Annotated in this window: 18 protein-coding genes; 10 read left to right on the top strand and 8 right to left on the bottom strand. The window is 35.1% G+C overall.

From position 1 onward, the window contains the following. Positions 1–95 precede the first annotated feature (95 nt). The 3 genes from B2145_RS05645 to B2145_RS05635 are packed head-to-tail and all read left to right on the top strand — an operon-like array spanning position 96 to position 2,596. Positions 96–779, top strand: a complete 684-nt coding sequence (locus tag B2145_RS05645) for a cell division ATP-binding protein FtsE (protein ID WP_291099440.1) — start codon at positions 96–98, stop codon at positions 777–779. Next, positions 779–1,669, top strand: a complete 891-nt coding sequence (locus B2145_RS05640; RefSeq protein ID WP_291099437.1) for a glycosyltransferase family 2 protein — start codon at positions 779–781, stop codon at positions 1,667–1,669. The genes B2145_RS05645 and B2145_RS05640 overlap by 1 nt, the downstream gene beginning before the upstream one ends. Continuing rightward, entirely contained in the window at positions 1,670–2,596 is a 927-nt protein-coding gene (locus tag B2145_RS05635) for a glycosyltransferase family 2 protein (protein ID WP_291099434.1), read from the top strand. On the opposite strand, the gene B2145_RS05630 is transcribed toward B2145_RS05635, so the two are convergent. Beyond that, the gene (locus B2145_RS05630; protein WP_291099432.1) at positions 2,579–2,986 is read right to left on the bottom strand and encodes a sugar 3,4-ketoisomerase; all 408 of its coding nucleotides are present in this window, start codon (positions 2,984–2,986) and stop codon (positions 2,579–2,581) included. The genes B2145_RS05635 and B2145_RS05630 overlap by 18 nt on opposite strands. Before the next feature lie 4 nt (positions 2,987–2,990). Beyond that, positions 2,991–4,073, bottom strand: a complete 1,083-nt coding sequence (locus B2145_RS05625) for a glycosyltransferase (protein ID WP_291099428.1) — start codon at positions 4,071–4,073, stop codon at positions 2,991–2,993. Between the two features lie 42 nt (positions 4,074–4,115). Here B2145_RS05625 and B2145_RS05620 point away from each other — a divergent pair, with 42 nt between their 5' ends. Further along, positions 4,116–5,252 carry a glycosyltransferase gene (locus tag B2145_RS05620; protein ID WP_291099427.1) on the top strand — a complete coding sequence of 379 codons (1,137 nt, stop codon included), beginning with the start codon at positions 4,116–4,118 and terminating at the stop codon, positions 5,250–5,252. Between the two features lie 37 nt (positions 5,253–5,289). On the opposite strand, the gene B2145_RS05615 is transcribed toward B2145_RS05620, so the two are convergent. From B2145_RS05615 to B2145_RS05605, 3 genes are read right to left on the bottom strand one after another with little or no spacing between them, the layout of a single operon-like run. Beyond that, positions 5,290–6,564, bottom strand: coding sequence for an O-antigen translocase (locus B2145_RS05615; RefSeq protein ID WP_291099425.1), 1,275 nt, complete (start codon positions 6,562–6,564; stop codon positions 5,290–5,292). Position 6,565: 1 nt separating this feature from the next. After that, positions 6,566–7,696, bottom strand: coding sequence for a DegT/DnrJ/EryC1/StrS family aminotransferase (locus tag B2145_RS05610; protein ID WP_291099422.1), 1,131 nt, complete (start codon positions 7,694–7,696; stop codon positions 6,566–6,568). Beyond that, the gene (locus B2145_RS05605; protein WP_291099419.1) at positions 7,693–8,670 is read right to left on the bottom strand and encodes a GNAT family N-acetyltransferase; all 978 of its coding nucleotides are present in this window, start codon (positions 8,668–8,670) and stop codon (positions 7,693–7,695) included. The genes B2145_RS05610 and B2145_RS05605 overlap by 4 nt, the downstream gene beginning before the upstream one ends. Before the next feature lie 147 nt (positions 8,671–8,817). On the opposite strand from B2145_RS05605, the gene B2145_RS05600 reads away from it, so the two are divergent. From B2145_RS05600 to nudK, 6 genes are all read left to right on the top strand, one after another. After that, the gene (locus tag B2145_RS05600) at positions 8,818–9,612 is read left to right on the top strand and encodes a TrmH family RNA methyltransferase (protein WP_291099416.1); all 795 of its coding nucleotides are present in this window, start codon (positions 8,818–8,820) and stop codon (positions 9,610–9,612) included. Between the two features lie 18 nt (positions 9,613–9,630). Further along, complete coding sequence (locus B2145_RS05595) at positions 9,631–11,184, top strand: serine hydrolase (RefSeq protein ID WP_291099413.1); 1,554 nt, start codon at positions 9,631–9,633, stop codon at positions 11,182–11,184. Positions 11,185–11,266: 82 nt separating this feature from the next. Beyond that, positions 11,267–13,486, top strand: a complete 2,220-nt coding sequence (locus B2145_RS05590; protein WP_291099410.1) for a RelA/SpoT family protein — start codon at positions 11,267–11,269, stop codon at positions 13,484–13,486. A 96-nt stretch (positions 13,487–13,582) separates the two neighbouring features. After that, positions 13,583–14,038 (top strand): Fur family transcriptional regulator, encoded by a 456-nt coding sequence (locus B2145_RS05585; RefSeq protein WP_291099408.1) that lies wholly within the window; start codon positions 13,583–13,585, stop codon positions 14,036–14,038. 69 nt (positions 14,039–14,107) lie between these two features. Continuing rightward, positions 14,108–15,379: an adenylosuccinate synthase gene (locus B2145_RS05580; protein WP_291099405.1), complete on the top strand. Its 1,272-nt coding sequence runs from the start codon at positions 14,108–14,110 to the stop codon at positions 15,377–15,379. 60 nt (positions 15,380–15,439) lie between these two features. Continuing rightward, positions 15,440–16,024, top strand: a complete 585-nt coding sequence (nudK, locus tag B2145_RS05575) for a GDP-mannose pyrophosphatase NudK (RefSeq protein WP_291099403.1) — start codon at positions 15,440–15,442, stop codon at positions 16,022–16,024. Between the two features lie 340 nt (positions 16,025–16,364). On the opposite strand, the gene B2145_RS05570 is transcribed toward nudK, so the two are convergent. The 3 genes from B2145_RS05570 to B2145_RS05560 all read right to left on the bottom strand — a co-directional run bounded on the left by B2145_RS05570 (position 16,365) and on the right by B2145_RS05560 (position 20,482). Continuing rightward, positions 16,365–17,990 (bottom strand): hybrid sensor histidine kinase/response regulator, encoded by a 1,626-nt coding sequence (locus B2145_RS05570; protein ID WP_291099401.1) that lies wholly within the window; start codon positions 17,988–17,990, stop codon positions 16,365–16,367. Beyond that, positions 17,987–18,424 (bottom strand): response regulator, encoded by a 438-nt coding sequence (locus tag B2145_RS05565; protein WP_291099399.1) that lies wholly within the window; start codon positions 18,422–18,424, stop codon positions 17,987–17,989. Before B2145_RS05565 ends, B2145_RS05570 begins: the two co-directional genes overlap by 4 nt. Positions 18,425–18,496: 72 nt before the next feature. Then, entirely contained in the window at positions 18,497–20,482 is a 1,986-nt protein-coding gene (locus B2145_RS05560) for a sensor histidine kinase (protein WP_291099396.1), read from the bottom strand. Between the last annotated feature and the right edge of the window lie 76 nt (positions 20,483–20,558).

Here is a 20,558-nt window from a genome sequence, read left to right as displayed (position 1 = left end):
AATCGATAATTGCTTCGCCAGTTCGCAAAAAAAAATTTTTTGTTTGCTCGTGTGATAATTGATAATTACTTTTACCAAATAAAATAACTTGTCTTATGTCACAACCTGTACTGTCTTTAAAAAATGTAACCCTTTCTCAAGAAGGAAATGTCATTTTATCAAACGTAAATCTTGAGGTAAATCACGGTGAGTTTATTTACATCATCGGGAAAACAGGTTCTGGAAAAAGTACTTTTATGAAAGCCCTTTATGCCGATTTACCCTTGGCTGAAGGTCAAGGAAGAATTGTGGATTTTGATTTGGCAACTTTAAAGGAAGACGACATTCCGTTTTTAAGAAGAAAGATAGGTTTTGTTTTTCAGGATTTCAAATTACTGCCTGATCGTACAGTGAAAGATAATATGCTATTTGTCCTGAAAGCAACTGGCTGGAAAGACAATGATGAAATGCAAAATAAAATTGATGAAGTGTTGCACAAAGTGGGTATGAAGGAATTTGCCAATAAAATGCCCCATCAACTCTCCGGCGGTGAGCAACAAAGGGTTGCAATCGCTAGAGCTTTACTTAACGATCCTGAATTCATTCTTGCCGATGAACCAACGGGAAATCTTGATCCTCAAACCAGCGCTGAAGTTCTTGAGGTTTTGAAAAAAATCAATGCCAACGGAAAAACGGTTATTATGGCCACTCACGATTATGCATTATTGATGAAATTTCCGTCCAAGACATTGAAATGTGAAGATACCAAACTTTTTGAAGTGGTTCAAAAAACGGTCTAATGCTTTCCATACTTATTCCTATATATAAGTATGATGCCTATTCGCTAATTTCTGAAATTCAAAAACAGGCGCAAGTAACAGGAATAGACTTCGAAATTATAAGCATTGATGATGCTTCAGAATTATATAAATCGGAGAACAATCGAATCAAATTGTGTCCAAATTGCATTTATGAAGAACTCCCTCAAAATTTAGGACGAAGCAAAATACGAAATTTATTGGCCTCAAAAGCAAAATACGATTGGTTACTATTTATGGATTGTGATACTTTTCCGTGTAACCCTGATTTTATGTCTAATTATATTGATCAAATATTTACGTCCAAAAAAAGCGTTTTTTTTGGAGGAATACGATATAAGTTAGAAAAACCCGAATCCGAAAAATTATTAAGATGGGAATTTGGTCATAAAAGAGAAGCAATTAACTTAGCTGATCGAAAAAAAAATCCTTACAAAACAGCCTTTATCTCCAATTTTTTGATACGAAAATCGGTGTTTGAGACGCTTTTATTTGATGAAAAAATAACAGAATATGGTTATGAGGATTTTGCCTTTATTCATTCCCTAAAAAATAAAAATATCGAGATTCAACATATCGAGAATCCTCTATACCATTTAAATTTAGAGACTTCAAAGCTATTTTTATCAAAAACCAAAACGGCCTTAGAAATGCTCCTATTTATTTCAAAAAACAATGAATCGACTGATTTCGAAAGCAAAATAACCAAAATATATACAACCCTTTCCTATTTAAAATTACATTTTTTGGTCTCGAATCTATTCTTGAAATTGCAATTGAAACTGGAAAACAATTTAACCTCAAAAAAACCTTCATTGTTCGTGTTTGACTTCTATAAAATAGGCTATTTTTGTTATCTAAACACCCAATAAATGCCTTTTTTCTCTGTCATTATTCCGGTTTTCAACAAAGAAAATTTCATCGAAAACACTCTAAAAAGTGTACTTTGCCAGACTTTTGGCGATTTCGAAATTATTATTGTGAATGATGGTTCAAACGACGGAAGTGCTGAAAAAATACATCAATTTGACGATGCCAGAATTCGGTATTATTACAAGAAAAACGAAGGTGTTTCATCGGCAAGAAATTACGGAATAGAAAAAGCGCAATCCAATTATATCACTTTTATTGACGCCGATGATTATTGGTATCCTTCCTTTTTACAGGAAATGTTCGAAAACATCAATCGCTTTCCGGAACTAAAAGTGTTTTCGGCAACCATCGAAATTGAAACATCAAAAAATGTGATTCCGGCACACTATTCAATCGGAAAAACCAATGATTGTGAAATCGTAAATTACTTTGCTGCCAGCACCAAAGAAACCGTTATTTGCACCTCGTGCGCCGTTTTTCATAAAAGTGTTTTTGAAGAAACGGGAACTTTCGACACAAAAATAAAAAGCGGTCAAGATACCGATATGTGGATTCGAATTGGGTTAATTTATCCTGTTTTGTTTTCTTGGAAAACTTTGGCACGATATATTTATGATGCCGATAGTCTTTCGAGAAATACAGGATTCAATTATGAAAAAATAAATTTTTCGAAATTTCAAGAACAAGAAAAAACAAATCCTGATTTGAAAAAATTTCTGGATTTGAATCGGTTTTCTTTGGCTATAAAATGCAAAATATCGGGGGATTATATGCTTTTTGAAAACCATTATAAAGTTATTAATTTGAACAATTTAAGCCTAAAAAAAAGAACCTTGTTGTTACTTCCCGCTTTTATTTTGAACCCATTAATCAGTTTAAAAACGGTTTTGACCGAGTCTGGTCTGGGTTCATCGATTTTTAAATAATTCGAAGTCTTCATAGTCCCGAATATAATCAGATTCATCAAATAAATCGGAAGCCATCACTAAACAAACAACCCCGGAAGAAAAATTCTGCAGTTCTCTCCAAATCCCTTTCACTATCAATAATCCAAAATTGGGTTTGTTGAGTGTCACTGTTTTTTCGGAATTTCCGTCTTTCAAGACCACATCAAAACTCCCACTTAAAGCAATAAGCAATTCGTGTTGTTCTTTATGCGCATGTCCTCCCCTGCTGCTGCCACTGGGCACATCATACAAATAATATGTCCTTTTTGACACAAATGGAATTGTATTCCCTTCGATCACGGAAAGATTGCCGCGTACATCGTGAATTTTAGGAATTTCAATTAATTGAACATCGTTATTAGTTGTCATTTTTTCAGGATAAAACGGATTCCCATTGTTTCAAAATAATGTCCAAAGATAAATGTTCTACACTTTTTGAGGCGTTCTTTTTACAAAAATCGTATAAAACAGAGTCGTCTATCAATCGATTCATTGCGTCCGAGAAAGCTTGTGGATTATCATTTTCTATCAACAAACCGTTGTGCTCATGATTGATGATTTCTCGCGGTCCAGAATTACAATCAACTGCAATAACGGGGGTCCCAAGAGCTAAGGATTCAACTATTGATAAAGGAAAACCTTCGTAATGGCTTGTCAAAACTGTAAACTTGGCGTTTTGCACCTGTTCAAAAGGATTGCTTTTAAATGGAAGTATTTTTACAAAAGGCTCTATTTGCAACATTTTTATTTTATCTTGAATAAAATCCAGATCGGGTCCATTTCCCATAAGGATCAAATGGTAGCCTTTGTCGAAAATTTTTGAAATCGAAAAAGCTTCAAGCATTAAACTAAAATTCTTAGCTAATTCATCAAATCGTCCAAAGAATAGAATGTATTTTTCAACATTAGAAAATTCATTTTTGAATTCAATTTTAAAAAAATCATGTGGATTGTGAATCATTATGGTATTCTTGAATCCAAATTTTTGTTTTATCTTTTCTTCAATCGCATCAGAAACACAAATAATCTTGTCTGCTTTCTGATAAAGCATTTTAGTCCAAAAAACAGATTTTGGAAAATAATTATCTAATTTATAACTGTGTACAACATACTGTTTTTTTCTTTTTCCATAAATTAATTTGGTAATAATTTCTCTGATTAAATGGTTGCGAGGCCTATTGTCAATGATATTTGTTATTTTATTTTCATTCAAATAGCGATGCAACAAAACCCCTTTTTTCACTTTCCTAAAAAGAAAAAAAGAACCATCACACCGTTCTCCCAAGTTTAGTAATTTTCCGCTATACTCATAATCAACAGCATCGTTTATGATTATATTATGAACTTCAAGTTCTGATTTTTCTAACATAAAACTCAGCAATGCCGCAAATCGTTCGGCTCCGCCACTTCCTAAAGAGGTAGAAATAATGGCTACTTTGTTTTTGTTTTTTATCATTCTTGGTTAAAATGTAAATATATTTGTCAAATATACACATAAATGAAAATTTTACTTGTAGGCGAATATAGCCGATTGCATAACTCTTTGAAAGAAGGCTTACAAGAACTGGGTCATGAAGTTTACATTCTAGGACATACCGATGGTTTTAAGAATTATCCTGTCGATTTTCCCATTAAAAAAAAATGGGATACAGGGTTATTAAAAAAAATAAAAGTGGGAGTATATTCCCTTTTGGGATTCGATATAAGTTCCTATTGCACTTACCTTCAATTCAAGAAAAACAAAGCCCAATTTACTGGGTTTGACGTGGTTCAACTCATCAATGAAAATAGTTTTTATTGCCAGTATTATTTTGAAAAAAAGATATTACAATTTCTATTCGAAAACAATGCTAAAACCTTTTTATTATCGGCCGGAAACGATTATTTGAACGTGAAATATTGTTTTGAAAACCCCAATTTCAAATCAGCCGTTCAACCCTATTTAGCAGGGAAAATTGACGGCAAAAGCTTTGAGAATGTTTTAAAATACAGCACCAAATCTTTTGAAAAACTACATCGTTTTGTCTATTCAAATATTCAAGGCAGTATCGCCACAGATTTGGATTATCACTTACCATTACTGCAAAATTCGAAATATCTGGGTTTGATTCCCAATCCGATAAATGTACGAAAGTTAGCTTTTCAACCTTTAATCATTATTGATAAAATCATTATTTTTCATGGCATAAACAGAGCCAATTATCTAAAAAAAGGGAATGATCTATTCGAAAAAGCATTAGTTCAAATTCAAGAAAAATATCCTGACAAAGTAAAAATTATCATTGCAGAAAATGTTCCTTATGCTAATTATATCAACAGCTATAACGCAGCGCATATTGTGTTAGACCAAGTGTACAGTTACGATCAAGGATACAATGCGCTGGAAGCTATGGCGAAAGGAAAAGTGGTTTTTACGGGAGCAGATCCTGAGTTTGTAAAACATTATAATTTGACTGAAAAAGTAGCCATAAATGCTTTGCCTGACGTGGATTATTTGGTTAATGAACTGTCTTTTTTAATTGAAAATCATGATGAAATAATTGCCATTGGAAAACGAGCCAAAGCATTTATTGAAAAAGAGCATAATTATTTGAAGATAGCGGATCACTATTTAGAGGTTTGGAAAAAGAACTAAACCCTCTTTTCATTTTATAAAAAGGAATTACAAAATACTAAAACAAACTTTTTCTGAAATAAACTCCCAAAACCAATAAATAAATAAAATTATCAAAGGCTTGAGCCATTACAATCCCTTGAACACCAAAACTATTGATTAAATAATCACTTAAAAAATAAAAGACAGCAAGCGAAAACAGTTCTGAAATTATGAAAGCAACCGTCATTTTTTTTGCAAAAAACTGAAAACCCAGTATTAAAGAAGCCGCTTTTAAAACATCACCAACTAATTGCCAAAAAAACAAGGTGGTTACCGGTAGAAACTCATTGGTGAAAAGTAGTTTGACAATAAAAAATCGCAAAAAATAAATCACCATTAAAGCAACAATAAAAACAGGCAAAATATTTTTGTAAAAACTCCAAAAAACTTTTTTTGTATCTTGATTATTTTTGGCGACAGCCAATTTCGGAAAAAAATAAACCGTCAAAATCGTGCTGACAAACAGCATATAATAAGTCGAAATTCTGGTCATAGTTTCCCAAAAACCAGCTTGCTCCAACCCTACAATTTGGATTACATTTTTTCTGATGGCCAAGAAAACCAACGGCCCTAAAACCGACGAAACCAATGCCATTAATGAATAAGAAGATAAATTCTTTATAACTTGGAAATCAAAACAATGAAAACGAATCGTTTTGAAAAAATTGATTTCTTTATTTATGAAATAAAAGGTCACGAAAAACAACAAGGCAGGCGAAATCACTATCGAAAGCAAAGCTCCCAAGGTCTTATATTGCCAAATCATCAAAACGGAAACCATTAATCCAATTGCATTGCCAAGAATAGTAGTCCAGATTACTTTTTTGAATCTTCCCAAACCATTAATCACTGAAATAAAAAAAATAGAAACGGCATACCAAGGCAAAGCCAATGCCATCGCTTTGAAAACGAACTCATATTCAAAATTATTTCCAAATATTTCATTGTTCCAAAAGGCCGCAAAAAAATACAAAACTCCACTCAAAATAACGGCAACAAATAACAAACTAATGAATACTGTGGAAATTATTTTCTGGAGTTGCCCCTTGTCTTCTTTGCTTTCGGCAACATATTTTACGATCCCGTTTTGAAATCCCAAAGTCGAAACACTTTCTAATGAAGTCGAAAAATTCCTTAGATTTCCCACCAAAGCCATTCCGCTTGGACCCACAAAAACAGCCAATAATTTTGAAGTTACCAGCCCGATTCCTATTTTTAGAACTACGCTCAAACTATTTAAAGAAGTAATTTTAAACAGATTGGTTTGGGTTATCTTTTTTATAAATTCCAATTTAATATTGATTTAAAATTGCAATAATAAAATCCGCTTCTTCCATCGTAATTACTGGATTCATTGGCAAACTCAACACCTCGTTATGAATTTTTTCGGTAACGGGAAAAGAGAAATTATCCCAAGCCGACAATGCTTTTTGTTTGTGAGGCGGAATTGGATAATGAATCACTGTTTCAATTCCGTTTCCCAATAAATGCTGTTGCAATTCATCCCTGTTTTTGGTTCGAATGACAAACAAATGAAAAACGTGATTCCCGGATAAATCCCAAAAAGGCAAGATGATTTTATCATTTTTTATTTCTGACAAATATCGTTCGGCAATTGCTTTACGCTTATTGTTTTCCTCGTCCAAATTAGGTAATTTGACATTCAAGAAAGCAGCTTGTAATTCATCTAATCTCGAATTTATTCCAATACAATCGTTATAATATTTCATTTCGGAACCATAATTCCTCAATGCTTTTATGGTTTTTTCCAATGCTGGATCATTCGTAGTAACAGCACCTGCATCTCCCAAAGCACCCAAATTTTTTCCTGGATAAAAACTAAAAGCTGCAGCATTACTTAAGTTCCCAGATTTTTTAGTTATTGGACTTTGACTGCCATCTGAACACTGAATACTGAATACTGAACCGTGGGCTTGAGCAGCATCTTCGATTATCAATAAGTTTTTTTGAGTAGCGATTTCATTAATCTTGTCCATTTCTGCCAATTGTCCGTAAAGATGAACCGCAAGAATTGCTCTGGTCTTTGATGTGATTTTTTCCGAAATCAAATCGGGATTGATATTGTATGTTTCCAACTTTGGCTCGACCAAAACAGGAACCAAATCAGCTTCTAGTATTGCCAAAATACTGGCAATGTACGTATTCGCGGGAACAATTACCTCATCGCCTTTTTGCAGTTTTCCCAGTTGAATGTACCCTTTAAAAATGAGAACCAAAGCGTCAAAACCATTTCCCACTCCAACACAATGTTTTGTGCCGCAATAATTGGCGAAATTGGTTTCAAATGCTGCGACTTCATTGCCCAAAATATACCAAACGCTTTCCAAAACTACTTTCAATTTTTCTTGAAAAGCGGTTTCATAAACGGCATTTATTTTTTTTAAATCAAGGAATTTTATCATATCAAAACTGTGTCTAATAAATAATAATTGGCTGTTTCCACTTCATAAAAATCGTGAGCAATCGTGCTTGCCCCGAAACTTTCTTTCCAATAGGACAAGCCTTTATTTAATTTTTTTCCTTGCTCTTCATTGGAAATTCCAAAGTCGAAAAACCGTTTTTCATTAAAAACTTCAGTCAATAAGTAATGATGCAAAAAATCAAGACCTCCCAATTCATTTTTATTTTCATTCCCGGAAATATATTGACAATGGGCAACAGTTGAACTTTCAAAAACGGTGGTTCCGGCAACAATAATTTCATTTTCATAAATATTAAATTGCCGAATATTTTTCGGGAACAACCCTTTCAGTTTTGTGATTTCCTGCAAACTATGTACCGGTTTCGCTTGATGTTTTTCAGTTAAATTTGGAATTAATATCTCGTTCCAAAAATAGTCAAAATCATCAACCTCTTTAATCACCAAAGCATTCGAAATTCCTTTTTGGATACCTCTTTTTCTGATTTTTGATGAAAAATAAGGTTTTGATAAATCAATAACCGCTAAAGAATCCCTTCGTACTAATTGGGCTTCCACCAAAAAAAGAGCATAATTCAATTCTTCGGCCGGCTTTTGATGATAAATTGACGGAATGGTTTTAACGTGCAATTTTTCTATTTTATTTTTGTGCAAAAAAGACAAAATACTTTTGAAAATTTTAATAACCGAAGCCAACTTTGTTTTTTCATTGTATACCAATCCGCCATAAGTCAGTCCTTGATGCGAGAAAACTTCATTGCCAATCCCATTTGCAGGAAGAATGGCAACCCATTTTTTTTTGTCCAAAACAATCAAGGAATAATCCCGAAATCTATCTGAATGATATTCCATAAAATCCCGATGAAATAAGAAGGTTGCATTTTTGGCTTTACCGATGAAAGCATTCCAATCCTCGTAATCGCTGTCTTGGTATTGTTTGATGGAATAATTTTTCACTATTTTGATTTAGACTTTGTGAAATTAAGCATTTTTTTATTTATTTCTAAAGTAGACAAATACATTTGACAGATTCAGCAATGGAATGCAAATTAAACTATAAAACCTTTGTAACTTTGACGCTTTGTAACTTTTCTACTTATTTAAATGAAACAAATCACTTCGGTACAAAATCCATTCATAAAATCTTTGGTGCTGTTGCAGGAAAAAGCGAAAGCTCGTAAACAATCGGGAATCTTTTTAATTGAGGGACAACGTGAAATTGAAATAGCAATCAAAGGCGGTTATGAAATTGAAACTATTTTGTTTTTACCGGAATTAATTTCAGAAGTTCAAATAACCAAATTAACGAACAAACAAATCGAGTTAATAGAAATCTCGAAAGACGTTTATCAAAAACTAGCCTATCGCGACACAACCGAAGGAATTTTGGCTATAGCCAAAACCAAATCCTTACAATTATCCGATTTAGAATTATCCGAAAACCCATTGATTCTCGTTGCCGAAGCACCCGAAAAACCGGGAAATATCGGGGCGCTATTGCGAACTGCCGATGCGGCAAATCTTGATGCCGTGATTATCGCCAATCCAAAAAGTGATTTATACAATCCCAATATCGTTCGTTCCAGCGTAGGTTGTTTGTTCACAAACCAGATTGCAACAGGAACAACCTCAGAAATTATTGCTTTTTTGAAAGAAAGAAAAATCAATATCTACTGTGCCACTTTACAAAATTCGACTTCTTATCATACGCAAGATTACACAAAACCAACCGCTTTGGTCGTTGGTACGGAGGCAACAGGTTTGACCGAAGAATGGCGAAATGAAGCCACACAAAATATCATCATCCCGATGCAGGGCGAAATCGACAGTATGAATGTTTCGGTTGCGGCGGCCATTTTGATTTTCGAAGCCAAAAGACAACGAGGATTTACGATTTAGGAATTAAAAAAAACGAATATGAAAAAAAATATAATTATCCTTTTATTACTGGCTTTTAGTGTCGATACTTATTCCCAAATCACTCCATCTCAAGTCGATGAATTGGTGGAAAAAACGCTAAAAACATTCAATGTTCCGGGAATTGCCGTGGCGATTGTAAAAGATGGAAAAGTGGTTCTTGCCAAAGGTTACGGGGTGAAATCAATCCTCACACAAGAAAAAGTGGATGCCAACACACTTTTCGGAATTGCTTCAAACAGCAAAGCATTTACAACTGCGGCTTTGGCAATGCTGGTTGATGAAGGAAGACTAAAGTGGGATGATAAAGTGACCCAATATATTCCCGAATTCAAGATGTACAATGACTATGTAACCCATGAATTTACCATTCGGGACTTAATAACCCATAGAAGCGGGCTCGGGCTTGGTGCCGGCGATTTGATGATTTGGCCTGATGGAAGTGATTTTACTCCTCAAGATATTATTCGCAATTTGCAGTATTTAAAACCCGTTTCGTCTTTCCGTGGCAAATATGATTATGATAATTTACTTTACATTGTAGCGGGTGAAGTCATTCAGAAAGTAAGTGGCAAAATTTGGTGCGATTTTATTGAAGAACGCATCATAAAACCACTGGAAATGAATAATAGTGCAGCTTCTTTTGTTCGACTCAAAGACACCACAAATGTTATTGCTCCACACGTTCCGACTGATGGAAAACTCAAAGTGATTTCTCGTTATAAAAATCAAACTTTCGACGCCGCTGCCGGAATTTATTCAAGTGTAAATGATTTGAGCAAATGGATGATTCTGCAGTTGCAAAACGGAAAATACGGTTCGGAAAAACAAAATTCTTTGTTTTCTGAAAAGGAACAAAATGAAATGTGGCAGTTACAAACCATAATCCCATCGGCTACAAAAGCACCATACAATACCCATTTTAGCGGATATGGTTTGGGTTGGTTTCTGAGTGATATTAAAGGATACAAACAAGTTACCCATACCGGCGGATTAGAAGGAATTGTCACTCAAATCACATTGTTTCCCGAGTTAAATTTGGGAATTGTTGTATTGACCAATCAGCAATCCGGCGCGGCCTTCAGAGCCATTACAAACACAATCAAAGACACATACCTAGATATTCCTTACACCGATTATGTTGAATTATATAGAAAAGGAGAAAAAGACAATGCATCCAAAGCCGATAAATCTACGGAAGCAGTCTGGGCAATCGTTGCAAAAAACCAAAAAGACAAATTAAAAATCGATCACAAAAAATATACGGGTTTATATACTGACAATTGGTTTGGAGATATTTTAATTTCAGAAAAAAAAGGAAAATTGTTTTTTAATTCAAAACGTTCCCCACAATTAGCAGGCGAAATTTTCTTTTATAAAGACAACACTTTTGCCCTAAAATGGAACAATCGCAGCTTTAATGCCGATGCCTTTTTGTTTTTTGAATTGGACGAGAATGGAAAATCGAATGCCCTAAAAATGAAACCCATTTCAGAATTGACCGATTTCAGTTATGACTTTCAGGATTTGGATTTTGTCAGAGTTAGGGAATAGATTTTTTCCAAATTATAATTCATAATTGCCGTTTGCATATCTCATTACTTATTCCTATTTTTAGGAATTGAACCCTTCACTTATGCCAGAAATAGATTTAGAAAAGGAAAACAAGGCAATCGCCCAAGAATACAAAGAGTTACTTCGCATAAGTTATCAAACTTTAACCCCAGAAGATAAAAAACTCATTCGTAAGGCTTTTGATGTTGCCATGGATGCACATAAAGGACAACGAAGAAAATCTGGAGAAGCCTACTTTTTCCATCCAATCGCCGTGGCAAAAATTGTAGCTTCGGAAATAGGTTTGGGAGCAACAGCAATCGCAGCTGCATTGCTGCACGACGTTGTCGAGGACACACCAATAACAGTTCAGGACATCGAGCGAATGTTTGGCCACAAAGTAGCTCAACTGGTTGAGGGATTGACAAAAATTTCCAAGGTTCAAAAGGAAATGAATGTATCGATGCAAGCTGAAAATTTTCGAAAAATGTTATTGACACTTAACGATGATGTGCGCGTAATCCTGGTAAAAATAGCCGACAGATTGCATAATATGCAAACTTTGGACACTATGGAAGATTACAAACAAGTCAAAATTGCTTCCGAAACATTATACATCTACGCACCGCTGGCCCACCGCTTAGGCTTATATAAAATAAAAAATAAACTAGAAGATTTAGGTTTAAAATATACCGAACCTGCGATATATAATGACATTGTAAGTAAGATAAAAGAAACCAAGGAAGAACAAGATGCTTACATAAAGGATATTTCAGATATTCTTAAAACGGCATTGGATGAAGAAAAACTCGATTATATCATAAAAGGAAGACCAAAATCCATCTATTCCATTTATAGAAAAATGAAAGCCCAAGGCGTAGGCTTTGATGAAGTTTACGATAAATTTGCATTGCGTATCGTTTACAAATCAACTCCACACGAAGAAAAATTCTTGGCTTGGAAAATATATTCCATCGTAACAGATCATTATAGACCAAGTCCGAGCCGTTTGCGAGATTGGATTTCATCGCCAAAAACTACTGGTTACGAAGCCTTGCACATTACTGTTATGGGGCCAAAAGGACGGTGGGTCGAAGTCCAGATTCGTAGCGAACGCATGGACGAAATTGCCGAAAAAGGGTATGCTGCCCATTACAAATACAAACAAGGCGCTACCGAAGAAAGCGGTTTAGATATTTGGCTCAATTTACTAAAAGAAGCCTTGGAAAATTCTGAAACCAATGCCGTGGATTTTGTTGAAGATTTCAAAATGAATTTATATTCCAAGGAAATCTTTGTATTTACGCCAAAAGGAGAAATAAAATCATTGCCAAAAGGAGCCACTTCACTGGATTTTGCTTTTAGTATCCACTCCGAAGTAGGAATACGTACCAGAGGAACACGTGTCAACGGAAAACTAGTCCCTTTAAATCACGAATTAAAAAGCGGCGATCAAATTGAAGTTATCACCTCACAATATCAAAAACCAACAATCAACTGGCTGGATTATGTTACGACTTCGAGGGCAAAAAATAAAATAAAAAATGTTCTAAACGAAAACACAAAGAAAATTGCCGAGGAAGGAAAAGAAATACTCACTCGAAAACTGAGGCACTTAAAAATTACCTTGAGCGAATCGGTTGTCAATGAATTGGTTAATTTTTTTAAACTAAAAACCAGTTTGGATTTGTTTTACCGTGTTGGTGTTGGAGCCATCGAAAACCAGCAGTTAAAAGATTATGCCACTCAAAAAAGCAATACTTTTATTAATTTCTTCAAAAGCAAAATCAAGCGTTCGTCAGGCACGGCTAGTGAAGACATTCACAAGCAGGTTATCAGCAGTAATTATGACATGTTGGTTTTTGGCGCAGACCAAGACAAATTAGATTATAAATTATCAACTTGCTGCAATCCAATTCCGGGCGACGAGGTTTTTGGTTTCATAACCATAAATGAAGGAATAAAAGTACACAAAAAAGACTGTCCCAATGCGATAAGCCTACAGTCTAACTATGCTTATCGAATTATTCTGGCTAAATGGATCGATTCATCACAACAGGAATTCAAGGCCATTTTGCATATCACCGGAATGGATACCATAGGACTAACAAATAAAATTACCAAAGTAATTTCGGATAATATGAATGTAAATATTCAAAGTATTTCCTTGAGTGGAGAAGCAGGAATTTTTAACGGACAAATAGCTGTAATCGTTCAAAACAACACTATTTTAAAAAAACTCATCAACAATATCAAGAAAATTGATGGCATCGAAAAAGTAACACGAGAATATAAAAATTGAGAAAATGCCATTAGTTTAGATAGTTATTAATTAAGTTGCTAAACTTTTAAACTCTTAAACTTTTAAACTAAAAAATAAAATTTATCTTTGCCTGATATGACACAAATTTCAACCGATAACAGTAAAAATCAAGAAATTGTAAAAAACGTTTTTACACTGTATCTTGAAAAAAAAGGACATCGCAAAACTCCTGAGCGCTACGCCATACTTCAAGAAATTTACGATAGCGAGGAGCATTTTGATATAGAAAATCTATACATCAAAATGAAGAATAAAAACTACCGCGTGAGCAGAGCGACTTTATATAACACTATTGAGCTTTTACTGGAATCTGCATTGGTTCGAAAACACCAATTTGGTCAAAATCAAGCGTATTATGAAAAATCCTATTTCGATAAACAACATGATCACATCATAATGACGGATACCGGCGAGGTTATCGAATTTTGCGATCCAAGAATTCAAGGTATCAAAAAAACAATCGAAGAAATATTCGATATAGAAATTACCAACCACTCGCTGTATTTATACGGAACAAAAAAACAAAAATAGGACGGACAACTCGCAAGTTGTCCCTAAAGAAAATAACAAAAAAATAACTAACTACAAATAACACATAGAATGACCGTAGATTTATTACTAGGATTACAATGGGGAGATGAAGGCAAAGGAAAAATTGTTGACGTTCTTACCTCTAAATATGATATCATTGCACGCTTTCAAGGAGGCCCAAATGCAGGACACACTTTAGAATTTGACGGAATAAAACACGTTCTTAGAACCATTCCTTCCGGAATTTTTCATAAAACTGCCGTAAACATTATCGGAAACGGAGTCGTAATTGACCCTGTGGTTTTTCAAAAAGAAATTGAAGGGCTGGCAAAATTTAATTTAGACATAAAAAACAAATTAATCATTTCAAGAAAAGCCCATTTGATCTTGCCGACACACCGTTTGCTCGATGCGGCTTCGGAAGCATCAAAAGGCAAGGCAAAAATAGGTTCTACACTTAAAGGAATTGGCCCAACCTATATGGACAAAACCGGCAGAAACGGAATTCGTGTTGGCGATATCGAACTCGAAGATTTCAAGGAAAGATACCGCGCTTTGGCAGATAAGCACGAGGATATGATAAAATTCTACGATGTTGACATTCAGTATAACTTAGAAGAAATGGAAAAAGAATTCTTTGAAGCTATCGAAGAATTGAAAAAAATAGATTTTATAGACAGCGAAGAATATTTACACCAAGCCCAAAAAGCAGGAAAAGCAATATTATGCGAAGGCGCCCAAGGTTCATTACTTGACATCGATTTCGGTACATATCCATTTGTAACTTCGTCAAACACCACGGCTGCAGGTGCTTGTACCGGTTTGGGAATTGCTCCAAATAAAATAAAAGAAGTGTACGGAATTTTCAAAGCTTACGTAACCCGAGTAGGAAGCGGTCCATTCCCAACTGAACTTTTCGACGAAGATGGTGCAACAATGGCACGCGTTGGAAATGAATTTGGTTCCGTTACCGGAAGACAAAGACGTTGTGGTTGGCTAGATTTAGTAGCCTTGAAATATGCTGTTCAAATAAATGGTGTAACCCAATTGATGATGATGAAAGGTGATATCCTTTCTGGATTTCCAACTTTGAAAGTATGTACCGAATACAATTACAAAGGCAAGAACATTTCTCATTTTCCTTACAACATCGAACCAGAAAACGTTACTCCTATTTATAAAGAATTCAAAGGCTGGCAGGCTGATTTAACAGGAATGTCAACTTATGATGAATTACCGATAGAGTTAAAACAATACATTGAATTTATAGAGGCATTTGTCGAAGTTCCTATAAAAATTGTATCAGTAGGCCCAGATAGAAAGCAAACGATACTTAAATAAATACTTAACGTCCCGATAAATCGGGACGTTTTTTTATAGAAACGACATCAATCCCAATAAATGAATAATCCAAAAATTAAAATACAACAAACTGATTTGCTTTCAGACAATTGGTATGTTTTGAACAAAGTGACTTTCGATTATCAAAAAGAAGACAACACCGTCGAAACTCACGTTCGTGAAGTATATGACCGGGGAAATGGAGCGGCAATTTTACTTTACAATTCGATTCAGAAAACCGTGATTTTGACTCGCCAATTTCGGTTGCCAACTTATCTTAACGGCAATGAAACAGGCATGATGATTGAAGTTTGCGCTGGCCTTTTGGACAAAGATAATCCCGAACAATGCATCATCCGAGAAACAGAAGAAGAAACTGGCTACCGATTGTCAAAGGTTCGTAAAGTTTTTGAAACCTATATGTCGCCTGGTGCCGTAACCGAAATATTGTATTTATTTATGGGTGAATATGATGCTACAATGAAAGTCAGTGATGGCGGCGGAGCTGAACATGAACAAGAAAATATAGATGTAATGGAAATGTCCTTTGATGAAGCTTTTGCCATGATTGAAACGGGGAAAATTAAAGATGCAAAAACCATACTGTTATTGCAATATGCAAAAATAAACAATCTCGTTTCATAAACTTCCGAAAAGGGACTAGCTAGATAGAAATCATCATTTAAGATGTATCGATTAAGTATAAGGATTACCTCTTAAACTCATAAAAAAAGGATAATAAAAACACTTTCATTATCCTTTTTTATTTTATGCTTAAATCCTATTTATTACTTGCCTCTTGTATTTCTTTCTAAAATCTTTACGATAACTCCATAGTGTTAACGGCAGGTACTCGGTGAGCCTGTCCTGAGTTTATCGAAGGGTTCAACACGGGTTTCATTGTTCGTGCTACGCACGCAACGAAACCCTTAGCTGTTGGCAGTAGGCTTTATTTTCTGTATTTTAATTGTCTGGTTACATTTAATTAATACTTGAAATGCTTTTGTATTAATGCAAGCAATTCGGCTCTGTTAATGGGTTTTGCAATATAATCGTTGCATCCCGCTGCAATTGCCTTTTCTCTGTCGCCTGACAGTCCAAAAGCTGTCTGAGCTATTATGACAATATCTTTGTTGAATTGTCGGATTTGTCGGGTTGCCTCATGTCCGTTCATTACAGGCATTTGAATATCCATCAGAATTAAATCAGTATCCGGATTATTGCGACAAACTTCAACAGCTTCAAAACCGTTTCTTGCTTTTAAAATTTCTTTGCTAAACTCTTTGAAGGTTATTGAAATCAGCATTTCAGATGCTTCATCATCTTCGGCAATTAATATTTTAAGGTCTTTAATTTGATTCTCTTCGTCTTGCGCCGGAACAACTTTTCCAACTACATTTTTTTCTTCCGGTTCAGTATTGTAAGGAATGGTAAAATAAAATGTGGAGCCTTTTCCTTCTTCGCTTTCGACCCAAATTCTGCCTCCCAACATTTCGACGTAGGCTTTTGAAATGGATAAACCCAGCCCAGCCCCCTGATAAGAGTGTTTATCAGAGATATCTGCCTGAATAAACCGTTCAAATATAGCTCCCTGCCTGTCTTTGGGAATCCCGATTCCCGTATCTTTTACGAAAAATTGTAGAGACGCACGGCCGTGCATCTCTACAACATAGTCATACCCAAATTCTATCGCACCTTTATTGGTATATTTTATTGCATTTTTTATCAGGTTGGTAAGAATAGCGTATAATTTCTCGCGGTCGGTTTTAATAATGGATTCGCTTGATAACATACCGTGTCTATACGAAAATTGCATCCCTTTTCCTTCAACCTCCGGTTTGAAAAAGGTATAAATATATTCGATTTGCTCGTTGCCGTTCGACTCCGTCAGATTAACTTCCATCAGCCCCGCTTCAATTTTCGAAATATCAACAATATCGTTGATGATATTGAGCATTCGGACACCGCTTTTCTCAATGATTTCAATGTACTCTTGTTGCTCTTCGCCGGTAAGGTTGGGCTCTTTCAGTAGTTCGGCAAAACCGAGAATACCATTCATGGGAGTACGGATTTCATGACTCATATTGGCAAGGAAAGCTGATTTCAAACGGTCGCTTTGCTCGGCGTGGTCTTTGGCAATAACTAGTTCCGCAGCCCGTTTTTCTTTCTCTTTATTTTGAAAAGCAAGTTCTTTATTAGCAATGATTAATTCGCTGAGAAGTTTTTTCCGTTCTTTTGCAAATAGAATTGTCTTTCCAAGCAGGGTACTGTTTATATCCTGTTTTGTAATGTAATCCTGCGCACCTTCTTTAATCAGTGATAATGATAATTCTACATCTTGCATTCCGCTTATTAAAACAACAGGAATCTTCTCCGCAAAATTCATTACTGTATCGAAAGTCTTTATTCCTGAGCTGTCAGGCAAATTGAGGTCAAGTAGAATGAGAATGAAGTCATTCTTTTTAATTTCCTCGCATCCTTCTTTCAACGTTTCAGCTATAATAAGCCGGTAATTAATGGAAGTGATTTCGTTCAGCATCTCTTTAATCAACCTGCTGTCACCGGGATTATCCTCAATCAGGAGTATTGTTTGTTCTTCTGTGTTTTTCACAGTGTGGGAAGTTTAACTAATGTGAGCCAGAAACCTTCAATTGATTTAATCATTTCAAAAAATTCAATCAGGTCAATAGGTTTAGTTAAAAAACAATTTGCATGTGATTTATAAGACTTTAAAATATCTTCTTCGGCTTTGGATGTGGTAAGAATAACAACAGGTATACTTTTCAGGGTTTCGTAAGCTTTAATTTCAGCCAGCACTTCATGCCCATTCTTTTTTGGCAGGTTAAGGTCAAGGATAATAAGATCAGGCCGTGGGGCATCTTTATACTTATTTCTTTTAAATAGAAAATCGGTTGCTTCTATTCCGTCGTACACAATATGAAGGTTATTTTTCACCTTTCCGTCATTTAATGCTTCCTGGGTAAGCCGTGCATCCCCGGGATTGTCTTCGATTAAAAGAATTTCAACAAATTTGATATTTTCCATGATTATTATTTTATATTAGTGATTTATATTTATTTATTAACTGAATCCTATAATTACCGGTTCATAATGTCTTTATTTTTTTATAGTAAAATAAAAAGTTGTTCCTTCGTTTTCCTTTGATTCAAACCATATCTTGCCTCCATGCCTTTCGACAACACGTTTACAAATGGATAGTCCTATGCCGGTGCCTGGATAATCTTTTGTTGAATGCAATCGCTGAAAAATGGCGAAAACCTTGTCTTGATATTGCATTTCTATCCCTATTCCATTATCCCTGACCGCAAATTCGTAAAACTCATTTTTCTTTTCACAGGAAATATGTATTTTGGGCATTTCAGATTTCTTTTTAAATTTTATAGCATTCACAATCAGATTTTGAAAAACCCGCATAATCTGTGATTCATCCGCTTTCAACTCGGGAAGATCTTCGGTGGTAATTAAAGCGTTATTTTCAATTATAAGTTGCTGCAGGTTCGAAATAGTCTGTCCAAGTACCTGTGAACTATCAACTTTTGCAAAATCTTTTCCACGAGAAGTTGTTCTTGAATAATCAAGGAGATCGTTAATTAGTTTCTGCATGCGGTTTGCACCGTCAACAGCATACTGAATGAAGTCATTTGCATCCTGATCTAATTTATCTTTATATCTTCTTTCGAGCAATTGAGTATAACTTGCAACCATTCGTAACGGTTCCTGCAAATCGTGCGAAGCAACATAGGCGAATTGTTCAAGGTCTTTATTAGCAGTTTCCAATTCTGTTGCTCGTTTTTCTTTCTCTTCGTTTAGAAAAACAAGTTCTTTATTTGCAATAACTAGCTCTGCTGCCCGTTTCTCTTTCTCTTCGTTTTGAAAGGCAAGCTCTTTATTAGCAATAATTAATTCCGTTGCACGTTTTTCTTTCTCCTCGTTTTGGTAGGCAAGTTCTTTGTTGGCAACGATTAATTCTGCTGCACGTTTTTCTTTCTCTTCGTTTTGGTAGGCAAGTTCTTTGTTGGCAACGATTAATTCTGCTGCACGTTTTTCTTTCTCCTCGTTTTGGTAGGCAAGTTCTTTATTAGCAATTGTTAATTCATCGGCCCGTTTCTCTTTCTCACTATTTTGATAGGCAAGTTCTTTGTTAGCAAGGATTAACTCATCTGCACGTTTCTCTTTCTCCCTGTTTTGAAAACCAAGCTCTTTATTAGCAATGATTAACTCTCCTGCCCGTTTTTCTTTCTCCTTATTCTGAACGACAAGCTTTTTATTGGCAATGATTAATTCTTCTGCACGTTTTTCTTTCTCTTCGTTTTGATAGGCAAGTTCTTTGTTAGCAAGGATTAACTCATCTGCACGTTTCTCTTTCTCCCTGTTTTGAAAACCAAGCTCTTTATTGGCAATAACTAGCTCTGCTGCCCGTTTCTCTTTTTCTTTATTTTTAAGCAAAATATCATAGACGGCGATTAACAAAAGAATAGTAAAAACCATCATTAAAATAAACAAAACCACTATAACCCGGTTGAACGTTGCCACACTAAGCTCGTTCGTTTGTTTTCGTTGTTTAAGCAGGGTGGCTTCTTCCTGCTGAATAGCATTAGTAATCTGGCGCAGATGATCGGTAATGTGCTTACCTTTTTTGGTAGATACATAAGCGGTGGCTGATGTTAATCCTTTTTTACTTCTTAATTCAACCGATTGTAATGAAAAATCCAAACGCTTGTGCATATAAAAATTGAGCGAATCTACACGTTTTTGCTGTTCGGGATTATCCTTAACAAGTTGCGTGAGTTCTCCGATGTATACGAAGGTTGTTTTTTGGGCAACATATAGGGGTTCGAGAAATACACTGTCGTTTGTAATAACAAAACCTCGCGAAGCGGTTTCTAAGTCCTTGGCAAGTGATAGTATTTCCCCCGATTTGTAAATAACTTGCTCGGTGTGTTGCACCCATTGTTCAGCGTCACGAAGTTTTTGGTTGCTTTTATAAACGGTATAACCTACAACCCCGTTGCCTACCAGAATGAAGAAGAAGAAGAAGAAGAAGAAGAAGATGGGAGAGTTTTTAGAAATGCTAATTTTCATTTGATATTATTTTTTAATAAGTATTGTTATTGGCAATGATTAATTCATCTGCCCGTTTTTCTTTCTCTTCGTTCTG

Source organism: Flavobacterium sp. UBA5153 (genome assembly GCA_002413745.1).
Lineage (GTDB): Bacteria > Bacteroidota > Bacteroidia > Flavobacteriales > Flavobacteriaceae > Flavobacterium.
Note: the sequence above shows the minus strand (reverse complement) of the source record. Positions and strands in the feature narration are given on the sequence as shown.

Excerpts from the sequence above, each read along its gene's own strand:
- B2145_RS05645 (WP_291099440.1), top strand. The coding sequence starts at position 96 with ATGTCACAACCTGTACTGTCTTTAAAAAATGTAACCCTTTCTCAAGAA.
- B2145_RS05640 (WP_291099437.1), top strand. The coding sequence starts at position 779 with ATGCTTTCCATACTTATTCCTATATATAAGTATGATGCCTATTCGCTA.
- B2145_RS05635 (WP_291099434.1), top strand. The coding sequence starts at position 1,670 with ATGCCTTTTTTCTCTGTCATTATTCCGGTTTTCAACAAAGAAAATTTC.
- B2145_RS05630 (WP_291099432.1), bottom strand. The coding sequence starts at position 2,986 with ATGACAACTAATAACGATGTTCAATTAATTGAAATTCCTAAAATTCAC.
- B2145_RS05625 (WP_291099428.1), bottom strand. The coding sequence starts at position 4,073 with ATGATAAAAAACAAAAACAAAGTAGCCATTATTTCTACCTCTTTAGGA.
- B2145_RS05620 (WP_291099427.1), top strand. The coding sequence starts at position 4,116 with ATGAAAATTTTACTTGTAGGCGAATATAGCCGATTGCATAACTCTTTG.
- B2145_RS05610 (WP_291099422.1), bottom strand. The coding sequence starts at position 7,696 with ATGATAAAATTCCTTGATTTAAAAAAAATAAATGCCGTTTATGAAACC.
- B2145_RS05600 (WP_291099416.1), top strand. The coding sequence starts at position 8,818 with ATGAAACAAATCACTTCGGTACAAAATCCATTCATAAAATCTTTGGTG.
- B2145_RS05595 (WP_291099413.1), top strand. The coding sequence starts at position 9,631 with ATGAAAAAAAATATAATTATCCTTTTATTACTGGCTTTTAGTGTCGAT.
- B2145_RS05590 (WP_291099410.1), top strand. The coding sequence starts at position 11,267 with ATGCCAGAAATAGATTTAGAAAAGGAAAACAAGGCAATCGCCCAAGAA.
- B2145_RS05585 (WP_291099408.1), top strand. The coding sequence starts at position 13,583 with ATGACACAAATTTCAACCGATAACAGTAAAAATCAAGAAATTGTAAAA.
- B2145_RS05580 (WP_291099405.1), top strand. The coding sequence starts at position 14,108 with ATGACCGTAGATTTATTACTAGGATTACAATGGGGAGATGAAGGCAAA.
- nudK (WP_291099403.1), top strand. The coding sequence starts at position 15,440 with ATGAATAATCCAAAAATTAAAATACAACAAACTGATTTGCTTTCAGAC.
- B2145_RS05565 (WP_291099399.1), bottom strand. The coding sequence starts at position 18,424 with ATGGAAAATATCAAATTTGTTGAAATTCTTTTAATCGAAGACAATCCC.
- B2145_RS05560 (WP_291099396.1), bottom strand. The coding sequence starts at position 20,482 with ATGAAAATTAGCATTTCTAAAAACTCTCCCATCTTCTTCTTCTTCTTC.